Raw genomic sequence first — 16,790 nt, forward strand, 5'->3', positions numbered from 1 at the left:
TGCGCATCATGCGTTTCGGGCTGCTCCTCCTTAGCTGCCGCGGCGAGGGCCTGTAGTACAGGTCGACTCCCTCCCCGCGGAGCTTGGTGTTGCGTCGTCGGCCGTCCTTCCGGACATCCTGAGGAGCCCCGCACCATGGCAAATCGCCAGCAGCCCAGTTCTATGCCGATTCAGAAGTACGGCCGGTACGAGCAGGTCGACATTCCCGACCGCACCTGGCCCGAGAAGCGGATCACCACCGCCCCCCGCTGGCTCTCCACCGACCTGCGTGACGGCAACCAGGCGCTGATCGACCCCATGTCGCCCGTGCGCAAGCGCGCGATGTTCGACCTGCTGGTCAAGATGGGCTACAAGGAGATCGAGGTCGGGTTCCCGGCCTCCGGTCAGACCGACTTCGACTTCGTGCGCTCCATCGTCGAGGAAGAGGGCGCGATCCCCGACGACGTCACCATCTCCGTACTGACCCAGGCCCGCGAGGACCTGATCGAGCGGACGGTGGAGTCCATCAAGGGCGCCAAGCGCGCGACCGTGCACCTCTACAACGCCACCGCCCCGGTCTTCCGCCGGGTCGTCTTCCGCGGCTCCAAGGACGACATCAAGCAGATCGCCGTCGACGGCACGCGGCTGGTGATGGAGTACGCGGAGAAGCTGCTGGGGCCGGAGACCGAGTTCGGGTACCAGTACAGCCCGGAGATCTTCACCGACACCGAGCTGGACTTCGCGCTGGAGGTCTGCGAGGCGGTGATGGATGTGTGGCAGCCCGGTCCGGGGCGCGAGATCATCCTCAACCTGCCCGCGACCGTGGAGCGCTCCACGCCGTCCACGCACGCGGACCGCTTCGAGTGGATGGGCCGTCATCTCTCGCGTCGCGAGCACGTCTGCCTGTCCATTCACCCCCACAACGACCGCGGTACGGCGGTGGCGGCGGCCGAGCTGGCGCTGATGGCCGGCGCCGACCGCGTCGAGGGCTGCCTGTTCGGACAGGGCGAGCGCACCGGCAACGTCGACCTGGTCACGCTGGGGATGAACCTGTTCTCGCAGGGCGTCGACCCGCAGATCGACTTCTCCGACATCGACGAGATCCGTCGTACGTGGGAGTACTGCAACCAGATGCAGGTCCACCCGCGCCACCCGTACGTGGGCGACCTGGTCTACACGTCCTTCTCCGGCTCCCACCAGGACGCCATCAAGAAGGGCTTCGACGCGATGGAGGCCGAGGCGGCGGCGAAGGGTGTCACCGTCGATGACATCGAGTGGGCCGTGCCGTACCTGCCGATCGACCCGAAGGACGTCGGGCGGTCGTACGAGGCGGTCATCCGCGTCAACTCGCAGTCCGGCAAGGGCGGGCTGGCGTACGTCCTGAAGAACGAGCACAAGCTGGACCTGCCGCGCCGGATGCAGATCGAGTTCTCGAAGATCATCCAGGCGAAGACGGACGCCGAGGGCGGCGAGGTCACGCCGAAGGACATCTGGACGGTCTTCCAGGACGAGTACCTGCCGAACCCCGGGAATCCGTGGGGTCGGATCCAGGTCAAGAACGGCCAGTCGACGACCGACACGGACGGCGTGGACACGCTGCACGTCGAGGCGGAGGTCGACGGCGTCGAGACGACGCTGGTCGGCACGGGCAACGGTCCGATCTCGGCCTTCTTCCATGCGCTGCAGGGCATCGGCATCGATGCGCGGCTGCTGGACTACCAGGAGCACACGATGAGCGAGGGGGCGTCCGCGCAGGCCGCGTCGTACATCGAGGTGGCGATCGAGGACAAGGTTCTGTGGGGGATCGGGATCGATGCGAATACGACTCGGGCGTCGCTGAAGGCGGTTGTCTCCGCGGTGAACCGGGCGGGTCGTTGACGGTTCGCGTCGCGTGGGTGCCGCGATAGGTCGTTGAGCGGCTGACTCGCCGTCGTGGCTTGTCGCGCCCACGCGGCGGAGCCGGAAATTGATACAGCCCCGCGCCCCTTTAGGGCGTTGTCGCGGCCCGGCGTTCACAGGTCCCGTCCGCCGTATCTCGGCGGACGGGACCTCGTTTTCCGGCCAATCCCTGTGCAGGTCACGGGTGGGTCTCGTCCGGGGTGCTGACTCTGGCTCGACAATGTGGCTAACATCACGCGAGCGCGGCGATGTTGCCGTGGGGTTACGGAGGTGCGACGTGCTGCCAGGACGGGGACGAGACGGCCGTGCTGCCAGGCGTGCGCGCATTCTGGGCACCCGTACCTCGTGGAGTGCCGTCGGGGACGGCGAGTTCTTCTGTCCGGGGTGCGGGGGAGACCGGAATTATCAGCGGCTGACCGGGCGTCGCCGGTTCACGATGCTGGGTGTGCCCGTGCTGCCGAGGGGCGAGTCGGGGCCGGTCGTGGAGTGTGCGGCCTGCCAGCGGCACTTCGGCACGGACGTGCTGGATCACCCGACGACCACGCGGTTCTCCGCGATGCTCCGCGACGCCGTGCACACCGTCGCCCTCGCGGTCCTCGCCGCGGGCGGCACCTGCAGTCGTACGTCGCTGGAGGCGGCGGCGACCGAGGTGCGTGCCGCCGGGTTCGACGACTGCACGGAGGACCAGCTGAACGCTCTCGTGGAGGCGCTGGCCGCGGACACCGGCCGGGTCTACGGGGAGCCGTGCGGGGCGGGTCTGGCCATAGAACTGCACGAGGCCCTCGACCCGCTGGCCCCGCACCTCGCCGCGCCGGGCCGGGAGTCGATCCTGCTGCAGGGCGCGCGGATCGCCCTTGCGGACGGGCCGTACACCCCGGCCGAGCGGGATGTGCTCAGCACGGTGGGGGCGGCGCTCACGATCTGCGGGGACGATGTGAGCCGGTTGCTGGCGGCGGCGCGTACGCCGTCGTAGCCGTACTCCCCGGGGAGTAACGCGGCCCACGTGACGCCCCTGGCAGTACCCCTCAACTCGCCCTCACGCGCGACGAATCGCCCTCCTCCCGCCGGGAGTCTGGAGAACGACCCAGACACCCCGACCGGAGGGAGGCCCGTCATATGGGGGCCGCAAAGACATCCGTACGGCGGCGACGTGCCGTGCCCTGGCTGGTGCTCGGGCTGTGGATCGCCGTACTGGCGTTCGCCTCGCCGTTCGCCGCGAAACTCGCCGATGTCCAGCGTGACCGTGCCGTCGACTATCTGCCGGCCAGTGCCGACTCCACCCAGGCCGCCAAGATCGAGGAGCGGCTGCCCGGTGGTGAGGCCACCGAAATGGTCGTCGTCTACCACCGCGACGGCGGACTGACCGCCGCCGACAAGGCCACCGCCGCCGGCCAGATCGACCGGATCGCCGGCGCGCACACCCTGACCGACGAACCGGCCGGAGTGCCGTCCAAGGACGGCACCACCCTGATCTACCCGGTGGCCAGCACCGAGCCCGGCGCGGACGAGAAGGCCCGGGAGAAGATGGTCCTCGACGTACGGGACATCGCGCAGGGCGGCGACGGGCTGAGCGTCGACGTCGGCGGTCCGGAGGCGCTCGACACGGACTCCTCCGAGGTCTACGACTCGCTCGACGGACCGCTGCTCTACACCGCCCTCGCGGTCGTCGCGCTGCTGCTGATCCTCATCTACCGCAGCCCGTTCCTGTGGCTGCTGCCGCTCCTCGTCGCCGGTTTGGCCGACTATCTGTCGATGGGCCTCGCCTACGGGCTCAACCGGTGGTTCGGGACGCCCGTGTCCGGCCAGAGTTCCGGGATCATGACGATCCTCGTGATCGGCGCGGGGACCGACTACGCGTTGCTGCTCGTCGCCCGGTACCGGGAGGAACTGCGGCGCATCGAGCGGCCGTACGACGCCATGGTGGCCGCCCTGCGCGGCTGCGGGCCCGCCGTGCTCGCCTCCTCGGGCACCGTCGCCGCCGGACTGCTGTGCCTGCTCGCCGCCGACCTCAACTCCAGCCGGGGCATGGGACCGCTCGGCGCCCTCGGCGTGCTGTGCGCTCTGGTGGCCATGCTGACCCTGCTGCCCGCGCTGCTGGTGCTGCTGGGCCGGCGGGTGTTCTGGCCGCTGGTGCCGCGCTACGGCAGTACACCCAAGGTCCGCCGGTCGCTGTTCTCCGCGATGGGCAGTTCCGCCGGGCGACGCCCGCTGACCGTGCTCGCCGGTGGCGCCGTCCTGCTCGGGGCGCTCGCGCTGGGCACACTGAACCTGCCCGGCACCATCAAGCAGGAGGACTCCTTCACCAACAAGCCCGAAGCCGTGGCGGCCATGGAGACCCTGGCCAAGGCCTACCCTGAGCAGGGCACGCAACCCATCAGCGTCATCGCGCCCACCGACCGCGCCGACGCCGCCCTGGCCGACATCCGCGACACGGCCGGCGTGGAGAGCGCCGAACGTGATCGCAGCGGCGACGGCTGGACCGAGATCTCCGTACTCGCCGCCGCCCCGCCGGAGTCCCCGGGCGAGACCCGCACCATCAAGGATCTGCGCGACCGGCTCGACGGCTCCTACGTCGGCGGAGTGAGCGCCGAGCAGATCGACCTGAAGGCCACCAATGCGAGCGACACGAAGGTCGTCGTGCCGCTCGTCCTCGCCTCCGTACTGCTGATCCTGATCGCGCTGCTGCGCAGCCTGGTCGCCCCGTTGCTGCTGGTGGCCGCCGTGGTCGCGGTGTGGGGCGCGGCGCTCGGCATCGGCGGGCTGGTCTTCGGGCCGGTGTTCGGCTTCGAGGGCACCGACCCCGGACTCGGGCTGCTGTCCTTCGTGTTCCTCGTCGCCCTCGGCGTCGACTACGGCATCTTCCTGATGCACCGGATGCGGGAGGAGGCGTTGAAGGGCGCCGAGCCCGTGGCGGCCGCCCTCACCGCGCTGCGGACGACGGGCGGGGTCATCGCCTCCGCGGGACTGGTCCTCGCGGCCACCTTCGCGGTGCTCATCAACATGCCGCTCGTCCAACTCGTCGAGCTGGGCTTCGTCATCGCGGTGGGCGTCCTGCTCGACACCTTCCTCGTCCGCACCTACCTGGTCACCAGCGCGAGCGTCGCGCTGCGTCGCAAGGTGTGGTGGCCGGGCCGCCTCTCCCGCGAGCCCGAACCGCCCATGCCGCCGAAGGAACCCGAGCTGGTGACCGTGTCCGCCCACTGACCCGAAAGGCGCCCCTCCCTCCCGGAGGGGCGCCCTCCGCACGGAAGATGACCCTGTGCAGACATCCACCACCACGGCATCTCCCCGCCTCGGCGAGCGGGTCATGGCGGCGATCAACCGCGACCCCCGCACCGCCCCGCACGGCATGCGCAACGACGCGCTGCTGGCCGGGGCGCTCGCCGTCGTCTCCACGGCCCTCGCCCTGCTCGTCGACGACGGGCTGCGGCCCGACGCGCTCGGCTGGAGTCTGCTGCTCGCCGCGCATGTGCCGCTCGTGTGGCGGCGCCGCCACCCCGTGCCGGTGCTGCTCGTGGCGCTGGCCTGCATCGCTCCGTACCACGCCCTCGACAACAACCACACCGCGCCCATCCCGGCGACCATGGTGGTGCTGTACACGATCGCGGCGACCGGCACGGTGCGCCGTACGCTGCTCACCGGCACCACGGTCCTCGGCGTGACGCTGATCATGAACGCCCTCACCAACCCCGACGGGGTGGTGGAGCTCCTGCGGATCTCCGGCTGGGTCGTCGCCGTCCTCTTCATCGGCATCGACGTCCGCTACTACCGCCAGTACGTCGCCGCCATCGTCGAACGCGCCGAACGCGCCGAACGCACCCGCGAGGAGGAAGCCCGCCGCCGCGTCGCCGAGGAGCGCCTCCGGATCGCCCGGGACCTGCACGACCTGCTCGCGCACAGCATCACCCTCATCGGCGTGCAGACCTCCGTCGCCGCGCACGTCCTCGCCGCCGACCCCGAGCGCCTGGACCGGGAGACGGTCGCCAAGGCCCTCGACGACATCGCCGAGACCTGCCGGACGGCGCGCGGCGAGCTGCGTACGACGCTGGAGGTGCTGCGGGAGCACGGCTCGCCCGACGCGCGCGGCCCGCTGCCCGGCCTCGACGGGCTGCCCGACCTGGTGGAGGCCGCCCGGCTCGCGGGCGCGAAGGTCCAGCAGACGGTGGCGATACGGCACGCCCCGCCCGCCGTCGGCGCCGCCGCCTACCGCATCGTCCAGGAGGCGCTCACCAACGCCGTACGGCATGCGGGACCCGAACCGGCCGTCGCCGTCGACCTGCACGAGAAGGACGGCGCCCTGCACCTCGCCGTCACCGACGACGGCACCGGCCCCACCCCCGGGAAGTCACCGGGCTTCGGGCTCGTCGGAATGCGCGAGCGCGCCCGCAGCGTGGGCGGCACACTCGACGCCGGGCCGCGCGACCGGGGCGGCTTCCAGGTGACCGCCGTACTTCCGCTGGGAGGAGCCACGTGACCATCCGCGTCCTGCTCGCCGACGACCAGACCCTCGTCAGGGCCGCGTTCGCCATGCTCGTCGAGTCCGCGCCGGACATGGAGGTCGTGGGACAGGCCGCGACCGGCCGCGAGGCACTGGAACTGGCCCGCACCGAACGCGCCGACCTGGTGGTGATGGACATCCGCATGCCCGACCTGGACGGCATCGAGGCGACACGGCAGATCGCCGCCGAGGAGGACCTGGCCGGCGTCAAGGTCCTCGTCCTCACCACCTACGACACCGACGAGCACATCATCGAGGCGCTGCGGGCCGGCGCCTCCGGGTTCCTCGTGAAGGACACCCGTCCGGCCGAACTGCTCGACGCGATCCGCACGGTGGCGGCAGGGGAGGCGCTGCTGTCGCCGGGGCCGACGGCACGGCTGATCGAGCGACTTCTGCGCAGCCCTTCGGCTCCACCGGCGGCGGGCGGGCCCGAATGCCTGTCCGAACGGGAGCGCGAGGTGCTCACCCTGGTGGCGCGCGGGCTCAACAACACCGAGATCTCCGAGGCATTGGGGCTGAGCCCGCTGACGGCGAAGACGCACGTCAGCCGCATCATGGGGAAGCTGGGGGCGAGGGACCGGGCGCAATTGGTCATCGTGGCGTACGAGTCGGGGATGGTCACACCGGGGACCATGTGACGGACCGCATCCGACGATCCGTCAGGGAGAGGGATGAGACTCCTGATCCGCACCCTCCTCGTCACCGCCGTACTCCTCAGTCCCCTGGCCGCTCCCACGGCCACCGCCTCGGCAGCCGCCTGCACCACCTCACTGCCGTACGTCTCCGGAAAGGGCGGCTACGACACCTACCGCATCCCCGCCACCGTCAGGACCGGTGAGGGCACGATCCTCGCCTTCGCCGAGGGCCGGCGCGACGGCGCCGGCGACACCGGCAACATCGATGTCGTCCTGCGCCGCTCCGGCGACGGCGGCTGCACCTGGGGCCCGCTCCAGGTCGTCGCGGCCGGCGGCGGGAACACCCGGGGCAACCCGGCACCCGTGTACGACCCGCGCGCCCAGGCGGTCATCCTGCTCACCTCCTACAACAGCGGCGATGTGACGGAAAGTCAGATCATGCGCGGCGAGGTCACGCCCCAGCAGAGCCGCCGGGTCTTCGTGCAGCGCAGCTGGGACGACGGCCGCACCTTCACGTCCCCACGCGACATCACCACCCGCGTCAAGCCGAGGAACTGGCGCTGGTACGCGACCGGCCCCGGCCACGCCGTCGCCCTGACCCGCGGCCCGCACGCCGGACGCCTGGTGGTCCCCGCCAACCACTCCACCGCCCCGCCCGCCGGCTCCGCCGACACCGGCCAGGAGCCCAAGTACTACGGCGGCCACGCCCTCTACAGCGACAACGGCGGCCAGACCTGGAACCTGGGCTTCGTCGACGCCACCTACAACGGCTACAACAACGCCAACGAATCCACCGCCACCCAACTCACCGACGGCCGCCTCTACTTCAACTCCCGCGACCACAACGGCACGAGCCCCGGCAACCGGCTCGACAGCTATTCGAGCAGCGGCGCGCGGAAACTGGACCGCCCCTACCGGGTGCAGCCCACCCTCAACGACGTGCCCGTCGTGGAGGCCAGCGTCCTCCAGGTCCAGTCGGGCCCCCTCCTGTTTTCAGGCCCGTCCGTGCCCACCGCCCGGCGGTCCATGGCGATCTGGCGCAGCAAGGACGCCGGAAAGACATTCAAGAAGGTCCGCACCCTGGACGGCCGCCGGGCCGCCTACTCCGACCTGGTCCAGGTGAACCGGAACACGGTCGGGATCCTGTACGAGACGGGGGCGAGCGGGACGTACGAGACGATCGAGTTCCGCCGGCTTCCGGTCAGCGGGCTCTAGACGACCGAAGGGCGCGGCATACCTTCCCGATTGGGCAACTTGCCTGTTCCCGTTGCCCATTGGAAAGAGAACTCTGAGCTATATCTGAGGTGACTCTGCTGTCTTTTGTCGTTATTGGGCAAAAGCTGACACAGGAAAAATCCGCAGGATGTCAATAGCCTCAGAGTTCCACCACGGCCCCAGTGGGCCCGGTGCCCCCATGTCGCCCCACAGAGTGCGTCGTTGGAGCAAAACCATGTCTCACGCTCAATTACCCGGCTCTCCCCCAACCGCTGAGCGCTACCGGGCTCGCCTGCTCCGCCACGCGTACCGGCTCACCTCCGGAGACCGGCACCGTGCCGAGGACATCGTGCAGGAGACGATGTTGCGGGCCTGGCTGGCAGCCGCCGACCTCGACCGTTACGACGAGGACCGCCGGATCGCCTGGCTCTACCGCGTCGCCCGCAATCTGGCGGTCGATGCCCGCCGACGCGACCGGGCCGTCCCGGTCGGCGTGATCCCGGACGACATGGTGCACCGGCCGGACAGCGCAGGCGACCTGGCCGACAGCGTCGCCGACCGTCAGATCGTCCGGCTGGCCCTGGCGGGACTGTCGCCCGAGCATCGCGAGGTGCTGTTCCACATCCACGTGCGCGACCACACCCGGGCGCAGGCCGCGCGGACCATCGGGGTCCCGCAGGGCACCGTCAAGTCGCGCAACCACTATGCCCTGTTGGCGCTACGAGACCAGATCCAGGCGGCATGAGGAACACCGACCCCTTCGTCTTCTTCCGGCAGCACAGCGACACCATCTACCGGGTGCTCGGCATCATGGGGGCGCTGCTGCTGGTCTACCTGCTACTGCGCGTGTGGGCGATGCGCTGGGGCGGCTGGCGCGCGGCCTGGGCGCGGCTGCGCCGTGAAGTGGCCGTCACGCGGTACGCGTTCACCGCGCCCGTGCGGGCCTGGTACCGCCACCGGAGCAGTCTGCGGCTGCTCGTACGGCAGTTGGGCGCCCCCGCGACCTGGCGGGACGCGGAACGAGCCCTGGCCGCGGCCCGGTCGGCCGCCGCGCCGGCCCGGCCGTACGCCGCGCTGGTGGCCTCCGACTCGGTCGCCGTGCTCCTCGCCGGGACCGACCTCCCGCGGCCCGACCCCGACGGGGCGTGGTGGACGGAGCCGGACCAGCCGGAGCGATGGCTCGTGGCCCGCGCGGACCTGCCCTCCGTGACACCGGAGGCGGCCGACGTCCGCCCGATCATCGTCGCCGTCGGTGAGGCGGACCGGTCGGTGGCCTTCCTCGACCTGGCCGTCGGCCCGCCCGTGCTCTCCGTCACCGGGCACGACCGGGCGGCCACGGCCCTGGTCCAGGTGGTCGCCGCGCAGCTCGACGTACGGCTGCCGAGCCCGCTGGTCGTCGTCGCCGAGGGTGTGCACCGGGACTACGCGGGCCCCCCGGTGCGGTCCGCGTACCGGACCGCCCGGGAGACTCCGCCCCGGCTGGGTATCGCGCCCGTGCTGATCGCGGCTGAACTGCCGGACCCGCTGCCGCCGGAGTTCGCCGCGCCGCCCGGGGACGACCCCACAGTCCGGGCCGTGGTCCTGGGCCCCGGCCGGGCCTACGTCCGCTCGCTGCTGACCGACCGGCACGGCAGGGTGGCCGTCGCCGGGACCCCGCTGCTGGCCCGCTGCGGCCCGCTGGGCCGCGCCGTGGCCAAGGTGCTGCCCTCGATCCCGCCCGTCCTGCCGCCCGCCCCGTCCGCCGAAGCCTCGACCGGACTCTCCGGCCGCCACGCGCGCGACCTGTTCGAAGAAGAAGACCAAGGCGCGGTGGAGGCGCCGAAGGTGTCCCGCAGCACGCCCGACGAGTCCGCCACCTCCCTGCACACGACCGGCGAGGCCCCACTCCCCGCCGCCTCCCGCACGGCAGCCCCCCGCCCGAAACCCACCACCCCGGCCCCCGGCACCACGTCCACGCACAGCTGACCCCGCCACCCGCTCGGCCGGCCCCCGCCCGGAGCCGGCCCCGGCCCCGGCATCTCGTCCACGCACAGTTGACCCCGTCCGCTCTGCCGGCCTCCGCCCGGAGCCGGCCCCCCGGCACCACGTCCACGCAAGCTGACCCCTCGCGCACCGGTTGGACCCACGTTGAACCTCATCCTCACCACCGCCGACCCGGCCGGGCGCCGGGTGGACCATCTGTTGGATCTGCCCGAGGGCGCCACGGTCGGCGACCTCGGTGCCGCTCTGGAGGCCGGGCCGCTGTATCTGGGCGACCGGCTGCTCGGCCCCGATCTGCCCATCGGTGCCAGCGGCATCCGTGAGGGGGTCGTGGTCGGCCTGGGCGCCCCCGTGCCGGCCCGCACCGCCGCCCGCGCCTGGGAACCGCCGTCCTGTGACCCGGAGTTGGTGGAGATCCGGCATGTGAGCGGGCCCGGTGCCGGGCGGTCCTGGCGGCTGGGGCCCGGCAGTCACGAAGCCGGCACGGACCGGGGCTGCGCCCTGCGGCTGGACGGCGGGGGCGCGCCCGAGCAGGGCGTGTGGATCACCGTGGGCACGGACGGCACGGTGACCTACCGGCTGCCCGGCGACGCCGACCAGGACCGCTGCGGGCTGCGCAGCCTGACCCCGCCGCCGCCCGTCGACCCGGAGACCGGGACCCCGCTGACCGCCGAGGAACCGGCGGGCCCGCAGGACGGCGGCCCCGGCGGGCACACCCCGCAGCCCGCCCGGCCCGGCCCGGACGGTCTGCCGCAACAGCCCCCGCCACCCCCGGTCGGCTGGCTTCCGCCGCCGGACGACGGCTCGCAGGCCTGGCCCGCCTACGCCGACCTGTCGCTCGGTGACCATCTGCTGCGGCTGAGCCCGCTGTTCGACCCGGACGCGGCCGTGAACCCCTCGGCCGACGGCCTGGCCATCGAGTACAACCGGCCGCCGCGCATCGCCCCGCACCTGGACAGCGAGCAGATCCGGATGCAGGGTCCGCCCGGCGAACGCGGCTCACGGCCGTTCCCTGTGCTGATGATGCTGATGCCGCTGGTCATGGGTCTCGTCCTGATGAGCCTGTTCCGCTCCTTCTACTTCATCATCTTCATCTTCTTCACGCCGATGATGGCGGTCAGCAACTGGATCATGGGCCGCCGTACCGGGCGCAAGCAGCAGGAGGAGGCGCTGCGCATCTACCGGCTGCGCCGCGCCTCCCTGGAGCTGGAGATGCGCGACGCGACCGTGGCGGAACGGCAGTTGCGCAACATCACCTTCCCCGACCCGGCCACCGTCCTGCTCACCGCCACCGGCCCCGGCAGCCTGCTGTGGCAGCGCCGCCGCCGCGACCCCGACCACCTCACCCTGAGGCTCGGCACGGTCACCCGCCCGTCCCTCAAGCGCATCGACGACCAGGCCCGCGAGTCCAACCACCGCCAGGTGCACTGGCGCCTGGCCGACGTGCCGTTCGGCGTCGAACTGGCCGACTTCGGCGTCGTGGGCCTGTCCGGTGCCGGCGAGACCCCTCGTACGGTGGCCTGCTGGGCCGTCGCGCAGGCCGCGGTCCTGCACAGTCCCCGGGACCTGCGGATCGTCGTCCTCACCGACGACGCGCACGCGGACGCCTGGAACTGGGTGCGCTGGCTGCCACACCTGCGGCCCGACCGCCGCGGCTCGGTCATCGCGCTCGGCAACGACCCGGAGAGCACGGCCCACCGCGTCAGCGAACTGATCGCCGACATCCAGGCGAGGACGTCCGCCGCCGGCTCCGCGCTGGGCCACACCCTGCTGCGCGAACCGGATGTGCTGGTCGTCCTCGACGGTGCCCGTCGGCTGCGGGACGTGCCCGGCGTCGTCCAGCTGCTGACCGGGGGACCCGGTGTGCGGATCTTCAGTCTGTGCGTGGACGAACGCGAACGGCTGCTGCCCGAGGAGTGCACCGCCGTCATCACGACGGAGGGCAACCGGCTGACCGTACGGGCGTCCGGGGTGCCCTCCGTGGAGGACATCCGGGCCGACCTGGTCGGCGCCGACTGGTGCGAGGAGGTCGCCCGCGCTCTCGCGCCCGTGCGGGACGTCACGGTCGACAGCGACTCCGGGCTGCCCTCCGACGTACGACTGCTGCCGCTGCTCGGCCAGGAACCGCCCGACCCGGCCGCGATAGTGGCGAGCTGGGCCCGTCGGCCCGCCTCCACCGCGTTCACGCTCGGCGCCGGATACGAGGGCGAGCTCCGCCTCGACCTGGTCAGGGACGGGCCGCACGGGCTGATCGGCGGCACCACCGGCTCCGGCAAGTCCGAGCTGCTGCAGACCATGATCGCCTCACTGGCCGCCGTCAACCGGCCCGACGAACTGGCCTTCGTACTGGTCGACTACAAGGGCGGCAGCGCCTTCCGCGAGTGCGCCGAACTCCCGCACACCCTCGGCATGATCACCGACCTGGACGGTCATCTGGTGCAGCGGGCCCTGGCCTCGCTCGACGCCGAACTGCGCCGCCGCGAACGCGTGCTGGCCGACGTCGAGGCCAAGGACCATCCCGAGTACCGGGCCAAACGGGCCCGCGACCCGAAGCTGCCCGCGCTGCCCCGCCTGCTCCTGGTCATCGACGAATTCGCCACCCTCGTACGGGAGTTGCCCGAGTTCGTGCCGGGCCTGATCAGCCTCGCCCAGCGCGGCCGCTCGCTCGGCCTGCACCTCGTCCTGGCCACCCAGCGGCCCGGTGGCTCGGTCAGCAACGAGATCAAGGCCAACACCAACCTCCGGATCGCCCTGCGGGTGACCGACCGCTCCGAGAGCCAGGACATCATCAACGCCCCGGAAGCGGCCAGCATCTCGCCCTCCACCCCGGGCCGTGCCCTCATCCGGCGCGGCGCCGGCGCCCCCACCCCGTTCCAGACGGCCTGGGTCGGCGCCGAGCGCGCCGGCGCCGCCACGCCCGAATCGGTGACGCCCTCCCGTCCGGTCCGAGGGGTCGAGCTGACCTGGAACCGGCTGGGCCGCCCCGCCGACCTGGCCGCGGAGGACGAGCACGAAACCTTCGAGTACCGCACCGGCGGCGAGGAACCCGTCACCGACCTGAGCGCCCTGGTCGAGGCCGTCGGCCGGGCCGCCGAACTCCTCGACGACTACAAGCCGCAGCGCAGCCCCTGGCTGCCCCCGCTGGCCGAGACCGTCCCCATGGAATCCCTGCCGCCCTGCCCGCCGCCCGAACCCGGTGGGCTGCCGCTGGTGCCGTACGCCCTCATGGACGTCCCGCAGCTCCAGCAACAACGGCTCGGCACGATCGACTTCGCGAGCTTCGGCCACCTCTACGTCATCGGCTCGCCCCGCTCCGGGCGCACCCAGGTCCTACGGACCGTCGCGGGCTCCGCCGCCCTCGTCATCCCCAGCTCCGACCTGCACATCTACGGCATCGACGCAGCCGGCGGCGGTCTCGCCGCCCTGGAGTCCCTGCCGCACTGCGGAGCGGTCGTCTCGCGGCACGACACGGAACGCCTGGAGCGGCTGATCTCCCGCCTGACCGCGGAGTTGACGGCCCGTCAGCGTCTGATCTCGCAGCACGGCGCCCCCGGCATCGGCGAACTGCGCGCCAAACTCCCCAAAGACCGCCGTCCGGCCCGACTGCTGCTGCTCATCGACGGCTGGGACGCGCTCAGCGCGATGCTCGACGACTACGACGGCGGTCGGCTGTACTCCGAGGTCGTACGGCTGCTGAGGGAGGGCGCTGCGGCCGGCATCCACGTCATCGCCACCTCCGAGCGCATCCTGCTGGGCGGCCGCCTCGCCGCCCACAACGACAGCCGGTTCCTGCTCAAGCAGGCCGACCTCAGCGACTACAACATCGCCGGCATGGGCCGTGGCAAGGTTCCCGCGCACATCCCGCCCGGCCGCGGCTGGCACGCCCCCAGCGGCGTCGAGGCCCAGATCGCCCTGCTGCCCGCCGAGGACGGCGCCGACCAGGGCGAGGCGCTGGCCGAGATCGGCCGTCGCACCACCGCGCGCGACTCCGCGATCCCGGTCGTCCGCCGTCCCTTCCGCATCGAGGAACTCCCTTCCCTGATCGGCTTCCAGGAGGCGGTGGACCGCGTCCCGGAGTCCCGGCGCCGTCCGCTGTGGGCCCTGGTGGGCATCGGCGGCGACACCGCCGAGCCCCTCGGCTTCGACTTCGCGGCCGGCGGCGGCTCCTTCGTGGTCGCCGGGCCCCCGCGCTCGGGACGTAGCACGACGCTCGCCTCCATGTGCGTGTCCCTGCTGATGGGCGGCACGGCACTCGTCGTCCTGGCGCCGCGCGACTCGCAGCTGCGGCAGCTCGCCGCGCACGATCTCGCCCAGGTCATCACCGACCACGACCCCTCGGCGGACGCGGTCACCCAGGCCCTGCGCGCGGTCTCCGGGAAGCCGGTGGTCGTCGTCGTGGACGACGCGGACCTGCTCCTGGCGTGCGGGGCCGACAAGGTGCTCCGGCAGGTCGCCACTTCGGGGCGCGACCGACAGCAGGGCCTGCTGCTCGCCGGACTGCCCGAGTCGATGAGTTCCCTCGGCTGGGTCGGTATGGCCCGCCGTTCGCGGCGCGGCATCCTGCTCGGGCCGAAGTCGATCGGGGAGGGCGACCTCATCGGGGTGCGGATCTCCTCCGAGCAGGTCCGCACACCGCTGGCCCCCGGCCGCGGCTGGACGGCGAGCGAGGCGGGCGCCCCGATCGCGGTCCAGGTGCCGCTCACGGTGCTGGACGGCTGAGAAGGCAGTACAAAAAGGCAGTACAGAAGGGGGGTGGGGCCGCCGGACAGCGGCCCCACCCCCCTTCTACCGGTTCAGGCGTTCGACTCGCTCTGGGCCTTGATGACCTCGTTGGCGATGTCCTGGTCGGACTGGGCGATCGACTCGCCGATGTCCTGGAAGCTCTTGCCGTACTCCCCGATGTTGCTGGCCGAGGACTTCATCTGCTTGCTGAAGGCGTCGTACGCGTCCTTGAGCGCGGGGCTGGCCTTCTCGAAGACCAGGCCGTCCTGGAGCAGACCGCTCACCGTGGTCTCCAGGTCGGTCAGTTCGTTGGAGATGTCCGTGAGCTTGTTGCCCATGGCCGTGGCGGCCCGGGCGATCTCGTCGTAATCGAAAAGGACATCGGGACTTCCTGCTGCCATCGTGATCTCCTGAGGGGTGTCCGACTGCTCGGGCTACTGACCGCTGCTGTTGACCTTCTCGGCGATGTCGTGGTCCATCCCCTTCACCGACTCCATGATCTTGCGGAACTGCTCCGCGTACCCCTTGATGCTGTCGGTGGCCTCCTTCAGCGAGGTGGTGAACTTCTCGTACTGGACCTGGAGGGCGGGGCTGGACTCGGTGAGGATCAGGGCCGTGTCCAGGAGGGTGTCCACTTCCAGCTTGGCCTCGTCCATGCGCGGGACCAGGGTCTGGTCGACGCTCGTGTCCAGCAGGCCGGCGACACGTTCGATCTCGGCGTAGGAGAGGCTGATGTTGGCTGCCATGGGGAGGGGTCCTTTCCCGGTCTCTACTCTTCGTCGTCTTCGGGGGTCACCCATTCCGCGTCCGGGCCGGAGCGGGTGGAGACGGTGACCTTGCCGTCCTGATCGGTGCTCGTCATGGTTCCCGAGCCGTCGTCGCTGATCGCGAAGACGCTGGTGGTCTTCGAACCGTCCGCGTAGGTGGTGACCATGGTGTAGTCGCGGGCGTCGAAGGCGTCCTTGGTGCCGTTGCCCTCCGGATCGATGATCTTCGGGGCGGAGTCGTACGTGGTGACCGACGTGTAGGACTGGCCGTCGGGGGTGGTGATCGTCGACGTCTCCTTCATGACGTCGTGCTGGTCGTTCAGCTCGACCTTGACCTCGACCGTCCCGTGCTCGTCCTCGTAGGTGTACTCGGTCGGCGGGTCGGCGGAGGGCTTCTCCGGCGCGGGGCCCGGCGGATCGGGGGCGTCCTCGTCGTTCTGCCAGGTCTCGCACCAGGACGGGGCGCCGTCCGCCCGGCAGACCTCACCGATGTCGGCGTCCGGGTGCTGGTCGAAGTACTCGCCGGCGCCGATCTTGTCGAGGTAGGCGTCCCAGGCGGTCTTGTCCTCCTGCCAGGCCTCGTAAGCCGCCGTGTCGTTCTTCCATTCGTCGAGGCCGATGCTGGAGCCCATCAGCCCCGCCGCGCTGGAGAGTTGGGCGTCGGCGTCGAAGAAGGTGTTGGCGACGGAGCTGAAGACGTCGGCCAGTTGGCCGAGCCCGTCCTTGGCCTGCTTCGTACGGGAGCTGGAGCGGCGGTAGAAGAGGTTGAACGCGGAGGAGAGACCGGAGTCGCCGAAGACCGCCCGGCGCTCGCTGGAGGTGTCCTCGCCCACCTCCTTGAACGCCCCGGTCGCGCCGCCCGAGTCGGCCTGGTCGGCCAGGTCGTGCATCTTCTTCTGGACCGTGTGCAGGGCCGAGTAGTCGATGGAGAAGTCCGCCACCCGTCGTACCTCCTGGTGTCCCGTCCGCCTCTTCCGCCCCCTCCACGCACCAGGACCCCGGAAAGGTTCAACAGACACTGTTTTCCCGTGCGTTGAACCATCTCGGGGTCCCGGTGCGTGGACGGGACAGACGACGGCCCGTACGTACGTCCCA

Annotated in this window: 12 protein-coding genes; 9 read left to right on the forward strand and 3 right to left on the reverse strand. The window is 71.4% G+C overall.

The window, feature by feature from the left end; genetic code table 11:
* Window positions 1-135 precede the first annotated feature (135 nt).
* The 9 genes from leuA to OG828_RS32970 all read left to right on the forward strand — a co-directional run bounded on the left by leuA (window position 136) and on the right by OG828_RS32970 (window position 14,925).
* Entirely contained in the window at window positions 136-1,857 is a 1,722-nt protein-coding gene (gene leuA, locus OG828_RS32930; protein ID WP_328364657.1) for a 2-isopropylmalate synthase, read from the forward strand.
* A 298-nt stretch (window positions 1,858-2,155) separates the two neighbouring features.
* Window positions 2,156-2,851 carry a TerB family tellurite resistance protein gene (locus tag OG828_RS32935; protein ID WP_328364659.1) on the forward strand — a complete coding sequence of 232 codons (696 nt, stop codon included), beginning with the start codon at window positions 2,156-2,158 and terminating at the stop codon, window positions 2,849-2,851.
* A 143-nt stretch (window positions 2,852-2,994) separates the two neighbouring features.
* Window positions 2,995-5,082: an MMPL family transporter gene (locus OG828_RS32940; protein ID WP_328503194.1), complete on the forward strand. Its 2,088-nt coding sequence runs from the start codon at window positions 2,995-2,997 to the stop codon at window positions 5,080-5,082.
* 103 nt (window positions 5,083-5,185) lie between these two features.
* The gene (locus tag OG828_RS32945; protein ID WP_328504981.1) at window positions 5,186-6,352 is read left to right on the forward strand and encodes a sensor histidine kinase; all 1,167 of its coding nucleotides are present in this window, start codon (window positions 5,186-5,188) and stop codon (window positions 6,350-6,352) included.
* Window positions 6,349-7,014 (forward strand): response regulator transcription factor, encoded by a 666-nt coding sequence (locus OG828_RS32950; protein ID WP_328440718.1) that lies wholly within the window; start codon window positions 6,349-6,351, stop codon window positions 7,012-7,014. The genes OG828_RS32945 and OG828_RS32950 overlap by 4 nt, the downstream gene beginning before the upstream one ends.
* A gap of 33 nt (window positions 7,015-7,047) precedes the next feature.
* A complete protein-coding gene (locus OG828_RS32955) occupies window positions 7,048-8,226 on the forward strand; it encodes a sialidase family protein (protein ID WP_328364665.1) in 1,179 nt (392 codons plus the stop codon).
* Between the two features lie 235 nt (window positions 8,227-8,461).
* Window positions 8,462-8,971, forward strand: coding sequence for a sigma-70 family RNA polymerase sigma factor (locus OG828_RS32960; protein WP_328364667.1), 510 nt, complete (start codon window positions 8,462-8,464; stop codon window positions 8,969-8,971).
* Window positions 8,968-10,191, forward strand: coding sequence for a hypothetical protein (locus OG828_RS32965; RefSeq protein ID WP_328503195.1), 1,224 nt, complete (start codon window positions 8,968-8,970; stop codon window positions 10,189-10,191). The genes OG828_RS32960 and OG828_RS32965 overlap by 4 nt, the downstream gene beginning before the upstream one ends.
* A 162-nt stretch (window positions 10,192-10,353) precedes the next feature.
* A complete protein-coding gene (locus OG828_RS32970) occupies window positions 10,354-14,925 on the forward strand; it encodes an FtsK/SpoIIIE domain-containing protein (RefSeq protein WP_328503196.1) in 4,572 nt (1,523 codons plus the stop codon).
* A gap of 74 nt (window positions 14,926-14,999) precedes the next feature.
* On the opposite strand, the gene OG828_RS32975 is transcribed toward OG828_RS32970, so the two are convergent.
* Genes OG828_RS32975 through OG828_RS32985 form a run of 3 tightly spaced genes read right to left on the reverse strand, consistent with a single transcriptional unit; the run spans window position 15,000 to window position 16,636 of the window.
* Window positions 15,000-15,329 (reverse strand): hypothetical protein, encoded by a 330-nt coding sequence (locus OG828_RS32975; protein WP_328503197.1) that lies wholly within the window; start codon window positions 15,327-15,329, stop codon window positions 15,000-15,002.
* A 33-nt stretch (window positions 15,330-15,362) separates the two neighbouring features.
* Window positions 15,363-15,674 (reverse strand): hypothetical protein, encoded by a 312-nt coding sequence (locus OG828_RS32980; RefSeq protein WP_210574433.1) that lies wholly within the window; start codon window positions 15,672-15,674, stop codon window positions 15,363-15,365.
* A 23-nt stretch (window positions 15,675-15,697) separates the two neighbouring features.
* Complete coding sequence (locus tag OG828_RS32985; RefSeq protein ID WP_328364678.1) at window positions 15,698-16,636, reverse strand: serine/arginine repetitive matrix protein 2; 939 nt, start codon at window positions 16,634-16,636, stop codon at window positions 15,698-15,700.
* Window positions 16,637-16,790 lie beyond the last annotated feature (154 nt).

The sequence above is a fragment of the Streptomyces sp. NBC_00457 genome (assembly GCF_036014015.1).
Lineage (GTDB): Bacteria > Actinomycetota > Actinomycetes > Streptomycetales > Streptomycetaceae > Streptomyces.

Coding starts and splice junctions, on each gene's coding strand:
- OG828_RS32955 (WP_328364665.1), top strand. CDS start 7,048: ATGAGACTCCTGATCCGCACCCTCCTCGTCACCGCCGTACTCCTCAGT.
- OG828_RS32960 (WP_328364667.1), top strand. CDS start 8,462: ATGTCTCACGCTCAATTACCCGGCTCTCCCCCAACCGCTGAGCGCTAC.
- leuA (WP_328364657.1), top strand. CDS start 136: ATGGCAAATCGCCAGCAGCCCAGTTCTATGCCGATTCAGAAGTACGGC.
- OG828_RS32940 (WP_328503194.1), top strand. CDS start 2,995: ATGGGGGCCGCAAAGACATCCGTACGGCGGCGACGTGCCGTGCCCTGG.
- OG828_RS32965 (WP_328503195.1), top strand. CDS start 8,968: ATGAGGAACACCGACCCCTTCGTCTTCTTCCGGCAGCACAGCGACACC.
- OG828_RS32980 (WP_210574433.1), bottom strand. CDS start 15,674: ATGGCAGCCAACATCAGCCTCTCCTACGCCGAGATCGAACGTGTCGCC.
- OG828_RS32945 (WP_328504981.1), top strand. CDS start 5,186: ATGGCGGCGATCAACCGCGACCCCCGCACCGCCCCGCACGGCATGCGC.
- OG828_RS32975 (WP_328503197.1), bottom strand. CDS start 15,329: ATGGCAGCAGGAAGTCCCGATGTCCTTTTCGATTACGACGAGATCGCC.